This window comes from Verminephrobacter aporrectodeae subsp. tuberculatae, from assembly GCF_026127385.1.
Taxonomy (GTDB): domain Bacteria; phylum Pseudomonadota; class Gammaproteobacteria; order Burkholderiales; family Burkholderiaceae_C; genus Acidovorax; species Acidovorax aporrectodeae.
This window is the reverse complement of record NZ_QZCX01000002.1, coordinates 1,384,090-1,399,764: the sequence shown is the minus strand read 5'-3', so window position 1 is coordinate 1,399,764 and position 15,675 is coordinate 1,384,090. Positions and strand designations below refer to the sequence as shown.

At 67.9% G+C, this 15,675-nt stretch carries 16 protein-coding genes; 6 read left to right on the top strand and 10 right to left on the bottom strand.

Annotated elements, in window-relative coordinates; genetic code table 11:
- Nucleotides 1–33 precede the first annotated feature (33 nt).
- Together D5041_RS14505 and D5041_RS14500 are read left to right on the top strand one after the other, a co-directional pair.
- Nucleotides 34–807 (top strand): putative hydro-lyase, encoded by a 774-nt coding sequence (locus tag D5041_RS14505; protein ID WP_010106126.1) that lies wholly within the window; start codon nt 34–36, stop codon nt 805–807.
- A 63-nt stretch (nt 808–870) separates the two neighbouring features.
- Nucleotides 871–2,160: an MFS transporter gene (locus D5041_RS14500; protein ID WP_265285004.1), complete on the top strand. Its 1,290-nt coding sequence runs from the start codon at nt 871–873 to the stop codon at nt 2,158–2,160.
- A gap of 1 nt (nt 2,161) precedes the next feature.
- Here the strand turns inward: D5041_RS14500 and rodA are convergent, their stop codons facing one another.
- Nucleotides 2,162–3,322 (bottom strand): rod shape-determining protein RodA, encoded by a 1,161-nt coding sequence (gene rodA / locus D5041_RS14495; RefSeq protein WP_010106124.1) that lies wholly within the window; start codon nt 3,320–3,322, stop codon nt 2,162–2,164.
- Between the two features lie 141 nt (nt 3,323–3,463).
- Between rodA and D5041_RS14490 the strand changes: the two genes are divergently transcribed.
- Entirely contained in the window at nt 3,464–3,946 is a 483-nt protein-coding gene (locus D5041_RS14490) for a YqaA family protein (protein WP_265285003.1), read from the top strand.
- 50 nt (nt 3,947–3,996) lie between these two features.
- Here D5041_RS14490 and D5041_RS14485 read toward each other — a convergent pair whose 3' ends face one another.
- Nucleotides 3,997–5,211, bottom strand: coding sequence for a DesA family fatty acid desaturase (locus tag D5041_RS14485; protein ID WP_265256941.1), 1,215 nt, complete (start codon nt 5,209–5,211; stop codon nt 3,997–3,999).
- 189 nt (nt 5,212–5,400) lie between these two features.
- Here D5041_RS14485 and D5041_RS14480 point away from each other — a divergent pair, with 189 nt between their 5' ends.
- Nucleotides 5,401–5,874 (top strand): Rossmann-fold NAD(P)-binding domain-containing protein, encoded by a 474-nt coding sequence (locus tag D5041_RS14480; protein ID WP_265285002.1) that lies wholly within the window; start codon nt 5,401–5,403, stop codon nt 5,872–5,874.
- A 30-nt stretch (nt 5,875–5,904) separates the two neighbouring features.
- On the opposite strand, the gene D5041_RS14475 is transcribed toward D5041_RS14480, so the two are convergent.
- From D5041_RS14475 to D5041_RS14440, 8 genes are all read right to left on the bottom strand, one after another.
- Nucleotides 5,905–6,600 (bottom strand): ABC-type transport auxiliary lipoprotein family protein, encoded by a 696-nt coding sequence (locus D5041_RS14475; RefSeq protein WP_265285001.1) that lies wholly within the window; start codon nt 6,598–6,600, stop codon nt 5,905–5,907.
- A gap of 9 nt (nt 6,601–6,609) precedes the next feature.
- Nucleotides 6,610–7,575 (bottom strand): MlaD family protein, encoded by a 966-nt coding sequence (locus D5041_RS14470; RefSeq protein WP_010106119.1) that lies wholly within the window; start codon nt 7,573–7,575, stop codon nt 6,610–6,612.
- Nucleotides 7,575–8,426, bottom strand: coding sequence for an ABC transporter ATP-binding protein (locus D5041_RS14465; protein ID WP_265285000.1), 852 nt, complete (start codon nt 8,424–8,426; stop codon nt 7,575–7,577). Before D5041_RS14465 ends, D5041_RS14470 begins: the two co-directional genes overlap by 1 nt.
- A 44-nt stretch (nt 8,427–8,470) precedes the next feature.
- Nucleotides 8,471–9,199 (bottom strand): ABC transporter ATP-binding protein, encoded by a 729-nt coding sequence (locus D5041_RS14460; protein WP_265256943.1) that lies wholly within the window; start codon nt 9,197–9,199, stop codon nt 8,471–8,473.
- 2 nt (nt 9,200–9,201) lie between these two features.
- Nucleotides 9,202–9,996, bottom strand: coding sequence for an ABC transporter ATP-binding protein (locus D5041_RS14455; protein ID WP_010106116.1), 795 nt, complete (start codon nt 9,994–9,996; stop codon nt 9,202–9,204).
- A gap of 19 nt (nt 9,997–10,015) precedes the next feature.
- Nucleotides 10,016–11,092 (bottom strand): ABC transporter permease subunit, encoded by a 1,077-nt coding sequence (locus tag D5041_RS14450; protein ID WP_010106115.1) that lies wholly within the window; start codon nt 11,090–11,092, stop codon nt 10,016–10,018.
- 13 nt (nt 11,093–11,105) lie between these two features.
- Entirely contained in the window at nt 11,106–12,035 is a 930-nt protein-coding gene (locus D5041_RS14445; protein ID WP_010106113.1) for a branched-chain amino acid ABC transporter permease, read from the bottom strand.
- Nucleotides 12,036–12,248: 213 nt separating this feature from the next.
- Nucleotides 12,249–13,580: a replication-associated recombination protein A gene (locus D5041_RS14440; protein ID WP_265284999.1), complete on the bottom strand. Its 1,332-nt coding sequence runs from the start codon at nt 13,578–13,580 to the stop codon at nt 12,249–12,251.
- Nucleotides 13,581–13,672: 92 nt separating this feature from the next.
- Between D5041_RS14440 and D5041_RS14435 the strand changes: the two genes are divergently transcribed.
- Nucleotides 13,673–14,059: a DUF488 domain-containing protein gene (locus D5041_RS14435; protein WP_265284998.1), complete on the top strand. Its 387-nt coding sequence runs from the start codon at nt 13,673–13,675 to the stop codon at nt 14,057–14,059.
- 114 nt (nt 14,060–14,173) lie between these two features.
- Nucleotides 14,174–15,670: a sugar ABC transporter ATP-binding protein gene (locus D5041_RS14430; RefSeq protein ID WP_265284997.1), complete on the top strand. Its 1,497-nt coding sequence runs from the start codon at nt 14,174–14,176 to the stop codon at nt 15,668–15,670.
- Nucleotides 15,671–15,675 lie beyond the last annotated feature (5 nt).

The following is a 15,675-nucleotide window of genomic DNA, read 5'->3' as shown; positions in this document are numbered from 1 at the left end:
GGCGATCGTAGCCATTGCCCCACGAGACAAGCCATGACCCCAGCCGAATTCCGCCGTACCGTCCGCGCAGGGCGCTTTCGTGCGTCCACGGCGGGCCTCTGCGGCGATTTCGCGCAAGCCAACCTGGTGGTCCTGCCGCACGCCGTGAGCAGCGACTTCCTGCGCTTTTGTGCCCTCAACCCGAAAGCCTGCCCCCTGCTCGCGGTGGGCGAGCCCGGGCAGTGGGCGCTGCCGGCGCTGGGCGCCGGGATCGACGTGCGCAGCGACCTGCCGGGCTACTACCTGTACCGCAACGGCGAACTGGCGCAGGAACTGCCTTCGCTGGCCGAGGTATGGCAGGACGATCTGGTGGCGTTTGCCATCGGCTGCTCGTTCTCGTTCGAGCAGATGCTGCTGCGTGCCGGAATCGCGCTGCGGCACGTCGCGCAGCACAAGAACGTGGCGATGTACCGCAGCCAGATTCCGAACAAGGCGGCTGGGCCGTTCGGCGGCCAGCTGGTCGTGTCGATGCGCCCGCTCAGGGCCGCCGACGCGATCCGCGCGATCCAGATCAGCAGCCGCTTTCCCGCGGTGCATGGCGCACCGGTGCATTTCGGTGACCCGGCGCTGATTGGCATCGGCGACCTGCAGCGCCCGGACTACGGCGATGCGGTCGAGGTTCTGCCGGACGAAACCCCGGTGTTCTGGGCCTGCGGGGTGACCCCGCAGGAAGCGATCCGCAGCGCCCGGCTGCCCCTGGCCATCGCGCACAAGCCCGGGCACATGCTGATCACGGACATCCCGAACGAGCGCCTGGCGGTTTTCTGAGCATCGATGGCCAGCCTGCGCCGGCCGCACCGTAGAAACCAAGCAACGACATTGGAGACACAGATGACGACCCCAAATGAGCCTGCCCACAGGGCAACGGAACCCCGCAGCGGCTTTCTTTCCTGGTACCACCCGCTGTCCCGGCAGGAAAAACGCACCTTCTGGAGTTGCAAGGTCGGCTACGCACTCGACGCGATGGATACCCAGTTCCTCAGCTTCGTGATTCCGACGCTCATCGCCATCTGGGGAATCACCAAGGCGGACGCCGGGCTGATCGGCACCGCCACCCTGCTGGCGTCGGCGGTCGGGGGCTGGGCGGCCGGCATCCTGTCGGACCGGATCGGCCGGGTGAAGACATTGCAGCTGACCATTCTGTGGTTCGCCTTCTTCACCCTGTTGTGCGGTCTGGCACAGAATTTCGGGCAGTTGCTGGTGGCGCGCGCGCTCATGGGCCTGGGCTTCGGCGGCGAGTGGACCGCCGGCGCGGTGCTCATGGGCGAGATCATCCGCGCCCGGGACCGCGGCAAGGCCGTGGGCCTGGTGCAGGCCGGCTGGGCGCTGGGCTGGGGCCTGTCGGCGCTGCTGTTCGCACTGGTGTTCTCGCTGCTGCCCGCAGAACTCGCCTGGCGCGCGCTGTTCATCATCGGCGTGCTGCCTGCGGTCTTCGTGATCTTCATCCGGCGCTTCGTGCGCGAGCCGGAAATCTATCAACAGCACAAGGCGCACGAATCCGCCGCCCCCGGCACGGCGGCGCGCTTCACCGACATCTTTTCCCGCGATCTGCTCAGCGTCACGCTGCGCGCTTCGCTGCTCACCACCGGCGCGCAGGGTGGCTACTACGCGATCGCCACCTGGTTGCCGACCTTTCTGACGACCGAGCGCCACCTGACCGTGCTGGGCACCGGGGGCTACCTGGCCATGGTGATCGTGGGCTCCTACGCCGGCTACCTGAGCAGCGCCCTGCTGACCGACAGGATTGGCCGCAGGAACAACTTCATTCTGTTCGCGCTGGGTGCGCTGGGCATTGCGCTGACCTATACGAACGTGGTCGTGGGCGACACCGCCATGCTGTTCCTTGGTTTGCCGCTCGGCTTTTTCGCTTCCGGGGTTTTCAGCGGAATGGGCGCTTTCCTGACCGAACTGTTCCCGACGCGGGTGCGCGGCTCCGGCCAGGGGTTTTGCTACAACGTGGGCCGTGCCGTCGGCGCCCTTTTCCCCTTCCTGATCGGCCTGGCCAGCCAGCACATGCCGCTCGGTCATGCGATCGGCGTTTTCGCCGCGATTGCCTACGGTGTGCTGATCCTCGCCGCACTGACGCTGCCGGAGACGCGTGGCAAACAGCTCGAGCCCTGATCTACAGCGCCGGGAAAGGCGATCTCGCCTCCCGCGCCACCGACATCAGAATGCCCAGCGCCAAGCCGAGAACGACCATCGCGGTGCCGCCGTAGCTGATGAAGGGCAGCGGAACGCCCACCACCGGCAGGATTCCGCTGACCATTCCCATGTTCACGAAGGCATAGGTGAAGAAGGTCACCGACACCGCCCCTGCCATCAGCCGCCCGAACAGGCTACTGGCGCCTGCGGCAATGGTCAGACCGCGCCAGACCAGCAGCAGAAAGCAGACGATCAGGAACAGGTTGCCCGCGAGTCCGAATTCCTCGGAGAACGCGGCGAAGATGAAGTCGGTGGTGCGCTCGGGGATGAACTCCAGGTGCGTCTGCGTTCCCGCCATGAAGCCCTTGCCCCAGACACCACCGGAGCCGATGGCGATCATCCCCTGGATGATGTGGAAACCTTTTCCGAGCGGATCGCGGGTCGGATCGAGCAGGGTGCAGATGCGTTGCTGCTGGTAGTCGTGCAGCACCGGCCAGCGCACGCCCTCGGCACACAGCGAGTCCCCCAGCAGCACCAGGGTCAGGATCCCCGCGCCGCCGATCAGCGCGGGCGGGAGAATCAGCCGCCACGACAGGCCCGCAAAGAAGATCACCGACAGACCGGCCACCAGCACGAGCAACGCGGTCCCGAGGTCGGGCTGCTTCATGACCAGCCCGACCGGAAGCGCCAGCAGCAGCCCGGCCGCAACGAAATCCAGCGGACGCAAGGCGCCCTCGCGCTTTTGGAACCACCAGGCGAGCATCAGCGGCATGGCGATCTTCAGGATTTCGCTCGGCTGGATGACGACACCGACGTTCACCCAGCGCTGCGCGCCCTTCTTCGTGATGCCGAACACCGCCACCGCCACCAGCAGCAACACGCCCAGTGCGTACAGTGGCACGGCGCACGCCATGATTTTCTGCGGCGGCACCTGGGCCACCAGGAAGAGAATGGCGCCGGCGATGAGCATGTTGCGCCCATGGTCGGCAAAGCGCGTCCCATGGTCGTAGCCCGAGGAGTACATGCCCAGCAATCCGGCGCAGGCCAACAGGAACACCAGCAGGATGAGGGGCAGGTCGAACCCCCGCAGCAGGGGCGCAAGACGCTGCAAGAGCGTGGGCTGTTCAAATACGTCGGCCATCGCGCGATTATCTTATCGGGCGACCCGGGAGGATCGACTGCGCGCAGCAGCGCCCGCGGGCAAACCGTGCATCCGGCGCTGCCGCGCATTTTGCGCAAGAAAACTTCTTCCGGGCATGCTCGGCGCCTACACTTCCTGCCCATGGAAATCTGGATGCACCAACTGCTCGAATGGCTGGCGCTGCCGCAGTTCGGCCTGAGCACGGTGTTTGCCGTGTCGTTCGTCTCGGCCACGCTGCTGCCACTGGGATCGGAGCCCGCAGTCTTTGGCCTCGTGAAGATCAACCCCGATCTGTTCTGGCCCGCCATCTTCGTGGCCACGGCAGGCAACACGCTCGGAGGTGGCCTGAGCTGGTGGCTGGGCCTGGGCGCGCACAAGGTGCTCGACAAGGTCCGCAGGAATGCCACCGAGACCCGGGCGCTGAACTGGCTCAGGCGCTTTGGCGCCCGTGCCTGCCTGCTGAGCTGGCTGCCCATGGTGGGTGACCCGCTGTGCGCCGTGGCGGGCTGGCTGAAGCTGCCGTTCTGGCCCTGCCTGGCCTATATGGCCGTGGGCAAATTTTTCCGCTACCTGATCATGACCTGCGTGCTGCTGTACTTCATGCCGGGGAATCTGCGGCCATAGCCCCTGGCTTGCAGCGCGCGCCCGAGGGGCTGATCGCAGGCAGCGCAAGGTCAGACGTGCGCGGCACGCAGGCGGATCGAGAAATCGCGCAGCACGGCAACGCCGCTTTCTTCTGCGCGGCGGCACCAGGCCTGCAGGTCTGCCGTGAGCTGCGCGCGCGACTGCGCGGTGTCGCTCCACAACTGGCGCAGTTCCTCCCGCATGGTCACCAGCTTGTCGAGCGCAGGGTACGCGGCGCGTACCTGCGCGAGTTGCGGCAGGGCCCCGGCCGGAACCTTCTCCGCATCGCGGTGCAACCAGCGCCTGGCGGCCTTGAGGACCGAAGCGTCGGCCTGGCGCGCCTGCAGCGCGGCGATTTCCTCCTTGCACACCCGGCGGATACCGCGTGCGTAGCCGGCCATCACCTCGTAGCGGTTGGCAATCAGGGCTTCCAGGGTTTTTTCATCGGCAACGGGCCTGAGCTCGCCGAGTTGCAGCTTGGGCGGCACCTTGCGGACCGTGGCCCAACCGACTTTGCGCAGCATGCGGATGTAGACCCAGCCGAGGTCGAACTCAGCGCGCCGGACGGAAAACTTCGCCGAAGTGGGGTAGGTGTGGTGGTTGTTGTGCAGTTCTTCGCCGCCAATGAGGATTCCCCAGGGAAGGATATTCGTACTCGCGTCGCGCACTTCAAAGTTGCGATAACCCCAGTAGTGCCCCACGCCGTTGACCACGCCGGCCGCCCAGAACGGAATCCAGAGCATCTGCACGGCCCACACGGTCGCGCCGAGCGCGCCGAACAGGGCCAGGTTCAGAATCAGCATCAGGCCCACGCCTTGCCAGTCGTAGCGGGTGTAGACATTGCGCTCCAGCCAGTCGTCCGGCGTGCCGTGGCCGAATTGCCGGATGGTTTCCTGGTTCCCGGACTCGGTGCGGTACAGCTCGGCGCCACGCCACACCACGGTTCGCAGTCCGCGCGTCTGGGGGCTGTGGGGGTCGTCCGGGCTCTCGCACCGGGCGTGGTGCTTGCGATGGATGGCGACCCACTCCTTGGTCACCATGCCCGTGCCGAGCCACAGCCAGAAGCGGAAGAAATGCGCGGGAATCGCGTGCAGCCACAGCGCCCGGTGCGCCTGCGCGCGGTGCAGGAAGATCGTGACCGCCGCAATGGTGACGTGCGTCGTCGCCAGGGTGTACAGAACGACCTGCCACCAATCCAGGCGCCACAGGCCATGGCCCAGCCAGTCGATGGCGGCGTTCAGTACGGCCCAATCGGGTAGCAGCATATGTGCGCAAAAGCCTTATGAGAGCCGTCGATTGTGACATGCCCCGGGGCGCCCAGGGTTTTGCGCTGGTCTGAAGCGCCGCGCAGGATCGCCCTGTTGGTTTCCACATGCGTCGGCTGCCCGGCAAAAGAGCAGCGCCACCCCGGTCATGTCACGGAAGTGTCACGTCAAATTGTCACAATCGCTGACATGCTGTTGAAAAAAACGGAAAAAGCCCGTCTGGAGCTCTCACCCGGCATGCGCACCCTGAGCCTGCGCGAACGCTCGCTGTTGTTGCTGGCGCAGGACAAGCCGCTGTGCGAGTTGCAGGCCATGTACGACGGCGGCGGAGCGCAGATCGTCGAAAGCCTTTTGCGCCAGGGCTACCTCACGGCCAGTTTCGTTCGGAAGCCCAAACCCGGCAGCCCTGCGCGCTCGTTGGCCGGTGCGCGCATGTACCTGTTCGACATCTGCGAGCGGCTGTTTGCGCGCCGCGACCCCGCGCAGGCGCAGCATTTTCGTGAGGCACTGCGCGCCGCCAAGGACCCTGTGGGAATGCTCGACGTGGGCAACGCCCTGTTTGAAGAAGTCACTCTGGCCGCTGGCGCAGAGCGCGCCGCCGCCCTGCGGGAGCGGTTCAGGCGCTTGCTGCCCCACGGCGTCGTGCACCACGAGAGCGTTTGAATCGGGCAGGCCCCGTCCGGGAACGGTGCTTCAGGGCCCGATCTGTTCCACCCACTGCGCAAGCTCGTCCGCCAACTGCGTTGACGCCTGGACCAGCGCAGCCACCCCGCCCACGGCGTCCGCCGAGCCTGCGGGCCGTTGCACGCTGAATACGCGCTGCCCGCGCAGCGTTTCGCCCACGGGGCCGCGTTCGATCAGCGTGGCGCGCAGCTGGACCACGGCAGCGCTTTCGGTCGGGCTGCTGAACCGTTGGCTGAATTCCTCCAACTCCACGCGCAGCACCAGCGGCAGCCTGCCGCCCTGGGGGAGCGTGTCGCGCACCGGCGCCCCTGCGTCGTCGTCCCGGAGGATGGCGCGGCGCTGGCCAAGCCGTTCGCGCAGGCGTTGCTGCAGCAATTGCGCCGGCGGCTGGCTCCAGCGCGCCTGGCTGTAAGCGTGCAGCTGTCGGGCATCGGCGTAGGCCAGGCGGTAGAGCACGGCGCTGCTGCCCTCGGGCAGACCGGGTGCCTGCACGTCGGCCAGCGCCAACGCGGGCAGCGGTGCGCGCTGCTCGGCCGGCGCCGCAACCACGGAGCCGGGGCCGAAGTCGTAGTGCACGGGGCGCACGGGCGCGTCCAGCAGTGTCGAGCAGCCGCTGAGCGCCGGGAGGACGAGCCATCCCAGGCGGACGATTCTTCCTGCGCCGCAACCAGGTTTTTTTGCCGCTGTGTTTTGCATGGCGTTCATGGGGCTCTCTCAGGGCTGCGCAAAGCCGGGCTCGCCGGGGCCGGGCGGGACGTGACCCGTTCCCCGCAGGAGTATCTGCGGGTTGTCGCCGATTCCACCTGCGGCATGGCCGATCTGGCGTGCGGCGCGGGCCGTGGCGTCCGCCGCGCGGCCCACGCGCGGCAGCGTGCTCGTACTGAGTTGCTCGGCGGCGCGGGCCAGGGAGCGGGCGCCGACGCTGATCTGATCGATGGCGCCGCCTTCTGCGTCGAGGCGCTGCCGGGTCCTGCCCAGGTCCGCGGTCAGGGTGGATACGCTGGCGGCGGCCTGCTGCAACGTTTCCAGGGTCTGGCGTACGTCGCCGGCGAGCGGGGGCAGCGCGGCGAGTGCCGGATCGAGGCCCTGGGTGACGCTGGCGTCGAGCCGCCGGGTGAGCGTATCGACACTGCCCGCGGCTTGACCAATGCGCTCCAGCGCCGTGCGCAACCGCTGCTGGTTCTCGTCGCCGAGCATCTCGTTCAGGCGGCTCGCGGCTTCTGCCACCTGGCTCAGCGTGTCGGGCGCCTGCTCGGCGAGTCGGCCAAAGGGCGAGGGCTTGAGCCGCAGGCGCGGCAGGTCGCCGGGGCCCGGTGGCAGCGCGGGGTAGGGTTTGTCGGCGTCGTCGAGCAGCACGTGCGACAGGCCCGTGACGCCCTGGTAGCCGAGCATGGCGTAGGTGTTGAGGCCGATGGGCGCCTGCTTGTCGACGGCGATGCGGATCAGCACGTTGCCGCTGACCTTCGGGTCAAAGCCGATGTGCGTGACCTTGCCCACGGCCACGCCCTTGTAGCGCACGGCAGCCTGGGGCTGCAAGCCGCTGACGCCGTCCTCGGTGGAGATCTCGTAGTGCACGTAGGCGGCGACGTCGCGCGTGAGCCAGACGGTCAGCCCCACCAGCAAGGCGCTGACCAGCAGCACGAAGATGCCCGCAGCGAGGGCGTGTGATTTGTTTTCCATCAGATGGGTTCCTTGTCTGCCGCGCTGGCCTGCACAGGGGCCATGGCGCGCCGGCCGCGCTCGCCCATGAAAAACTGCGCGATGAAGGGGTGCGCGCACTGCGCGACCGTGCGCGGCGCTCCGCTGGCGATGACTTTCTTTTCGGCCAGCACGGCGACGCGGGTACTGAGCGCGAACAGGGTGTCCAGATCGTGCGTGACCATGACCACGGTCAGGCCCAGCGCCGCGTGCAGCGCGCGCAGCAGCGCGCAGAAGTCGTCGGCGCTGTTCGGGTCCAGCCCCGCAGTGGGCTCGTCGAGCAGCAGCAGCGGCGGGTCCATGATGAGCGCGCGCGCCAGCGCCACGCGCTTGACCATGCCGCCGGACAGGTCCGCCGGCATGCGCGCGGCGTGCCCGGGTTCGAGCCCCACCATGCGCAGCTTGACCAGCGCCGCGTCGCGCACCAGGTCGTCGGGCAGCGTGCCCTGCTCGCGCAGCGCAAAGGCCACGTTGTCGAGCACGTTGAAGGCGGAAAACAGCGCGCCGTGCTGGAACAGCATTCCCACGCGGCTTGCGGCGCCCGCGCGCCCGATCTCGCGGGCGGGGCGCCCGAGCACCGTGACCTGACCGCGCGTGGGCTGGGTCAGGCCCAGGATCTGGCGCAGCAGCACCGTCTTGCCGGTGCCCGAGCCCCCCACCAGCGAGAGCATTTCGCCGCGCTGCACACGCAGTTGCAGGTCCTGGTGCACGGTGAAGGCTGCGTCGCCCTTGCCGAAGCAGGTCCACAGGCCCTGCACGTCGACCACGGGCGGCTCGTGCGCCGCTGCGGGTTCGGCCGGCGCGACCTGCTGGAGCGGGGTGCTGTCGGGCATTGCCTGGAGCCGTCCGCCAAAGCCTGACGACACACCGTCCCCGCTTACTCGCCCAGGTAGGCGGCGCGCACCTTGGGGTCGTTCAGCAGGTCCCGGCCGGCCCCGGTCATGGTGATGAGTCCGGACTCCATCACGTAGCCGCGGTCGGCGATCGCCAGCGCGCGGCTCGCGTTCTGCTCGACCAGCAAGATGGTCACGCCCAGCGCGTAGACCTCGCGCACCACCTCGAAGATCTTGTCCACCATGAGCGGCGACAGCCCCATCGAGGGCTCGTCGAGCAGCAGCAGCTTGGGTCGGCCCATCAGCGCGCGGCCCATGGCCAGCATCTGCTGCTCGCCGCCCGACAGGGTTCCGGCGAACTGCCCCCGGCGCTCGCGCAGGCGCGGGAAGATGCCGAACACCTTCTCGATGTCGGCCAGGATCCCGGCCTTGTCGCTGCGCGTATAGGCGCCCATCTGCAGGTTCTCGGTGATGCTCATGCGGGAGAATACGCCGCGGCCCTCGGGAACCATCACCAGGCCCTTCCCGGCCAGTTCCCACGCGCCCCGGCCGGCTATTCCCGCGCCCAGGTATTCGATCTCGCCCTGGTTCATGGCCAGGATGCCGGTGATGGCCTTCATGGTGGTGGTCTTGCCGGCGCCGTTGGAGCCGATGAGCGAGACCAGCTCGCCCGCGCGCACCTCGAAATCCACACCCTTGACGGCCTGTATTGCGCCGTAGGCCACCTTCAGGCCCTTGACCCGCAGCAGCAACTCGCTGGATTTTTCGGTCATGCTCAATGTCCTCCGGTGCCCAGGTAGGCGGCGATGACTTTCTCGTCCTTCTGCACGGCGGCGGGCGTGCCCTCGGCAATCTGCCTGCCGTAGTCGAGCACCGTCACGCGGTCGCACAGGCCCATCACCAGCTTCACGTCGTGCTCGATGAGCAAGATGGTGCGGTTGTCGTTGCGGATGCGGTCGATCAGCTCGCGCAGTTGCAGTTTCTCGGTGGCGTTCATTCCGGCGGCGGGCTCGTCGAGCGCGATCAGCTGGGGGTCGGTGGCCAGCGCGCGGGCGATCTCCAGGCGGCGCTGGTCGCCGTAGCTCAGGGTGCGCGCCTTGTAGTCGGCAAACTTGCTGATGCCGACGTAGTCGAGCAGTTCCCGGGAGCGCCCGGCAATCGCCTGCTCTTCCTGCCGGAAGCGCTTGGTGCGCAGCACCGCGCCGAGCAGGCCCGAGCGGGTGCGGATATGGCGCCCGACCATCACGTTCTCGAGCGCCGTCATGTCGGGAAACAGGCGGATGTTCTGGAACGTGCGGGCGATTCCGGCCTTCGCCACCTCGTGCACTGCGGCGGGCTTGTAGGCCCGGCCGGCGAGCTCGAAGCTGCCGTCGTCGGGGCTGTACAGGCCGGTGATCACGTTGAAGAACGTGGTCTTGCCGGCGCCGTTGGGGCCGATCAGGCCGTAGACCTGACCGCGCTCGATGCAGACCCCCACCCCGCAAAGGGCTTGCAGGCCGCCAAAACGCTTGGAAACGCCGCTCACACGCAGCACTACCTCGCCCGCCGGATTCTTGCTGTGCTCTTCCATGCTCTTGCCTCCGCGGGGTTCAGGTCTTGCGCGCCAGGCTCTTGCCGTGCTCGGGAACCGGCCACAGGCCCCGGGGCCGCAGCAGCATGATGCTGATCATGGCCAGCGCAATGAGCAGCTGGCGCAGGATTGCCGAGTCCAGACGCCCGTCCGTCATCGCCTGCAACGGGCCGGCCACGTAGCGCAGCACCTCGGGCAGCGCCGACAGCAGCACGGCGCCCAGGATCACGCCGGGCAGGTGCCCGATGCCGCCGAGAACCACCATGGCGACGATCATGATCGACTCCATCAGGCCGAACGACTCGGGCGAGACGAAGCCCTGGAAGGCGCTGAACATGGCGCCCGAGACACCGCCGAACGAGGCGCCCATGGCAAAGGCCAGCAGCTTCATGTTGCGGGTGTTGATGCCCATGGCCTTGGCGGCGATCTCGTCCTCGCGGATGGCCATCCAGGCGCGGCCGATGCGCGAGTCCTGCAGGCGCTGGCAGATGACGATCGAGACCAGCACCAGGGCCAGGAACAGGTAGTAGTACAGCGTGACCGAGCTGAGGTCGAAGCCGAACAATTCCAGTGGCCGGCCCAGGTCCAGACCAAAGATCTTGACCGAGTCGATCTGGCCCAGGCCCTTGGGCCCATTCGTCAGGTTCACGGGGTGGTCCAGGTTGTTCAAAAAGATGCGGATGATTTCGCCGAAGCCCAGCGTGACGATCGCCAGGTAGTCCCCGCGCAGCTTCAGCGTGGGCGCGCCCAGCAGCGCCCCGAAGAACGCCGCAAGCATCGCCGCCAGCGGTATCACGAGCCACAGCGAGGTGTGCAGGCCGTTCGGGAACATCGCGGCGAAGGCGGGAAAAGTTTCCGCCAGGTGCGGCGAAGCCATGAGCGCGAACAGGTACGCGCCCACGGCGTAGAAGGCCACGTAGCCCAAGTCCAGCAGGCCGGCGTAGCCGACCACGATGTTCAGGCCCAGCGCGAGCAGCACGTACAGCAGCGCCAGGTCGGCGATGCGCACCCAGGCGTTGCCAAAGGATTGCAGGATCAGCGGCAGCACGAGCAGCGCGGCGGCGCCGATGATCCAGCGGGTTTTGCCGTATTTCATGGTGCGGGGCTCCTCAGGCGCGATCGGCCACGCGCTCACCGAGCAGACCCGAGGGGCGCAGGGTCAGGATGATGATGAGCACGATGAACGCAAAAATGTCAGTGTAGTGGCTGCCCAGCAGACCGCCCGTGAGCGTGCCGATGTAGCCCGAACCGATGGCCTCGATCAGGCCCAGCAGGATGGCGCCGACCACGGCGCCGGTCAGGTTGCCGATGCCGCCGAACACCGCCGCCGTGAAAGCCTTCAGCCCCGGCAGAAAGCCCATGGTGTGCTGCACCGTGCCGTAGTTGGACGCGTACATGATCCCGGCGATCGCGGCCAACACGGCGCCGATGATGAAGGTGGCGGAGATCACCATGTCCGGCCGCACGCCCATGAGCGCGGCGACGCGCGGGTTCTCCGCCGTGGCGCGCATCGCGCGGCCCAGGCGGGTGTAGTTCACCAGGTACACCAGCGTGGCCAGGGCCACGGCCGTGACGCCCAGAATCAGGATCTGCGTGGGCGTGATGTACGCGCCGCCGACCTCGAAGGGCGTGCTCGGCAGCAGCGTGGGGTAGGACTTGTAGTTCGGCTTCCAGATGATCATCGCCAGCGTCTGCAGCAGGATCGACATGCCGATGGCGGTGATCAGCGGAGCCAGCCGCGGGCTGTTGCGCAAGGGCCGGTAGGCGATTTTTTCGATCGCGAAGTTGAGCGCCGCTGCGACCACGCAGGCGCTGATGGTCGCGAGCAGCAGGATGAGCCAGCCGGGCGCGCCGGGCATGGCCGCCTGCATCATCCCGATGCAGCTCCAGCTGGTCAGCGCGCCGACCATGAGCACCTCACCGTGGGCAAAATTGATCAGCTGGATGATGCCGTACACCATCGTGTAGCCCAGGGCTATCAAGGCGTACATGCTGCCGAGGACCAGGCCATTGATGATCTGTTGGAGCAAGATGTCCATTTGAGGGGGTCTCCTTTGTCCGTTTCTCGTCCGTTGTGCACCCGGCGCGGGCATCGGGATCGCCGCACCCTGCCGGTTTTCCTGTGTAGCAAAAAACCCGCCAGGGATCAGGGATACCACCGTCACCGTGCGGGCTTGCGCGCCTGATTGTAGCGAGACACCACCGGCCCCGCCGCAGGGGATTCCCCTTGGCTGGCGCATGCTCGCAGGCCGTCAGGAATCCCCGCCGCCATCGTCCGCGCCGCCGGCCGACGCATTGCGCGCCTGCAGCGCGCGCATCTTCTGCGCGATCTTGATCTCCAGGCCCCGCTCCACGGGCTGGTAGAAACCAGGCGCGGGCATGCCTTGCGGCAGGTAGTTCTCACCGGCGGCGAAGCCCCCCTCCTCGTCGTGCGCGTAGCGGTAGCCCCGGCCGTAGTCGAGCGTCTTCATGAGCCGCGTGGGCGCGTTGCGCAAATGCAGGGGAACGGGGCGTGTGCCGTCCTTTGCGACCCAGGCGCGCGCGGCGTTGTAGGCCGTGTAGACCGCGTTCGACTTCGGCGCCACGGCCAGATACAGCACGCATTCGGCGAGCGCCAGTTCGCCCTCGGGGCTGCCCAGGCGCTCGTAGACCTCGCTGGCGTCCAGCGCCAGGCGCAGCGCGCGCGGATCGGCCAGGCCCACGTCCTCGGCCGCCATGCGCACCAGGCGGCGCGCCATGTAGCGCGGGTCGGCGCCACCGTCGAGCATGCGCACCAGCCAGTACAGCGCCGCGTCGGGGTCCGATCCGCGCACCGACTTGTGCAGCGCGCTGATGGTGTCGTAGAACTGCTCGCCCCCCTTGTCGTAGCGCCGCATGCGCTCGCCCAGCACCTCGAGCAGCCAGGCGTCGCTGATCTGCTCGCGCTGCTGCTGCGTCGCAGCCATGGACAGGGTTTCGAGCGTGTTCAGCAGGCGGCGGGCGTCGCCGTCCGCGTACGCCGTCAAGCGCTCGATCGCCGCGTCTTCCACCGCCGGCAGCGCGTCCGCCGCCTGCGCCAGCACCATGATCTGGCGCAAATCCTGCACGGACAGCGGTTGCAGCACGTAGACGGCGGCGCGCGAGAGCAGCGCGGAGTTGACCTCGAAAGAGGGGTTCTCGGTGGTCGCGCCGATGAAGGTGAACAGCCCGCTTTCCACGTGCGGCAGGAAGGCGTCCTGCTGGCTCTTGTTGAAGCGGTGCACCTCGTCGACGAAGACGATGGTGCGCTGGCGCATCAGCCCGTCGCGCGCGGCCTCGGCGCGCTCGACCGCCTCGCGGATGTCCTTGACCCCGCCGAGCACGGCGCTGATGCTGATGAACTGCGCGTCGAACGCGCCGGCCATCAGGCGCGCGATGGTGGTCTTGCCCACGCCCGGCGGACCCCAGAGGATGCAGCTGTGCGGGCGCCCCGATTCAAACGCGAGCCGTAGCGGCATTCCCGCGCCCAGCAGGTGCTGCTGGCCGACCACCTCGCCCAGGGCACGCGGGCGCAGCCGCTCGGCCAAGGGCTGGTGCAGGCAGGAGGCGGCGGTCGGTTTGGTCATCAGAAATCCCGAGGGCATGGTTATACCGATTGTTCACCACCGCCGGCATCGCACGACAATGGCCGACCATTCGCCGCACAGGAGAGAGCGCCATGCCGCTTCGCATCGTCCAACTCGGCAGCCCCCGGATCGACGGCGAAGGCGTGCGCATCGGCGCCGTGCGCCGGCCGCCGCGCGGGGTGCCCAAGGCGCAATTTGCGCTGCAGGACTGGTACGACGTGTGGTACCCCAACCTCGCGCCCAGCGCCGAGACCGTCAAGCAGGCCCAGCAGGCCTCCAGCCCGCGCGCATGGGAAGCCTTCGGCAAAAAATACCGCAGCGAAATGGCCACACCGGAGCAGCGCCACACGCTGGCGCTGCTGGCCCGTCTGTCGCACGACGCGTATTTTTCCGTGGGCTGTTACTGCGAGGATGCGACGCGCTGCCACCGCTCCATCCTGCGCGACCTGCTCGCCGAAGCCGGGGCCCAGTGGGCGTAGCGCCCGCCGCCGGGCCTGTCCCGGGAGGGCCATGGGCCATGGGGTTTCCCAGGTTGCGACACGCGCTTACAGAATGCGTAATTGCCGCCCATGCAAAGAGCACAGACTCGTGTCATGTCCCCCTCCCCCGCCGCCGCCCTGCTGGTCCAGGCCCAGGGCATTGCCAAGTGCTTCAACGGCGTGCCGGCGTTGCGCGACGGGCGTCTGACGCTGCGCGCCGGTTCGGTGCATGCGCTGTGCGGCGGCAATGGCGCGGGCAAGTCGACCTTGCTGAACATCCTGATGGGCCTGCTGCGCCGCGACGCGGGAACGATGCAGGTCGATGGCGTCGCCGTCGATTTCAGCAGCCCGGCCGAAGCGCTGGCGGCGAAGATTTCCATCATCACGCAGGAACTGTCGCCGATTCCCGGGATGACCGTGGCCGAGAACATCTTTCTCGGCCGCGAGCCGCGCAGGGCCGGCGTAGTGATCGACTACGCACGGCTGTTCGCGCAGGCCGGCGCGCTGCTGCAGCGGCTGCGCTTTGGCATCGATCCGCGCGCGCCCATGCATCGGCTGAGCCTGGCGCAGACGCAGTTGGTGGAGATCGCCAAGGCCTTCAGCCACGCGAGCCGCGTTCTCATCATGGACGAGCCGACCTCGGCCATCGGCGAGCAAGAGGTTGAAACGCTGTTTCGTGCCATCCGGGAAGTCACGGCGCAGGGCGCGGGCGTGGTCTATGTGTCGCACCGCTTGTCGGAGGTTTTCGCCATCGCCGACAGCTACACCGTGCTGCGCGACGGCGGCTTCGTCGAGGCCGGGCGGCTGGCCGACATCGACCGCCGCCACTTGGTGCGCCAGATCGTCGGGCGCGAATTGCAGAGCACGGCGCGCGAGCACAGGGCCCGCACTGCGCCGGCGCTGCTCTCGGTCCAGGGGCTGGGGCGCGCCGGCGAGTTCGACGCCATCAGCCTGCAGGTCGCCCCCGGTGAAGTGCTCGGAATCTATGGCTTGATGGGCTCGGGGCGCAGCGAATTCCTGCACTGCGTCTACGGCATCACCACGCCCGACAGCGGTTCGGTGCGGCTGGGCGGGAAGCCCCTGCCAGTCGGCCAGCCGCACCAGGCGATACGCCAGGGCCTGGCGCTGGTGACCGAGGACCGCAAGGCCACCGGACTGGTGCTGACTTCGTCGGTGGCCGACAACGTGAGCCTGGCGGCATTGCCTGCGCTGACCCGCGCCGGCGTGGTGCAGCGCAGCCGCGAGCGCGCTCTGGTGGCCAGCATGGTGGAGCGCCTGCGCATCCGGCTGGCGACGCCGCGCATGGCCGTCTCGGGCCTGTCCGGGGGCAACCAGCAAAAGGTGGTGCTTGCGCGCTGCCTGGCGACCCGGCCGGTCTGCCTGCTGTGCGATGAGCCCACGCGCGGCATCGACGAGGGCGCCAAGCGCGAGGTCTATGCGCTGCTCGAAGCATTCACCGCCCAGGGCGGCGCGGTGATCGTGGTCTCGTCCGAAGCGCCCGAACTGCTGGCCCTGAGCGATCGCATCGCCATCTTCAGAAAGGGCCGGCTGGCACAGACCGTTGCGATCGCCGATGCCACGCAGGAAGAATTGCTGCACCTTGCCTCCTGAGAGCC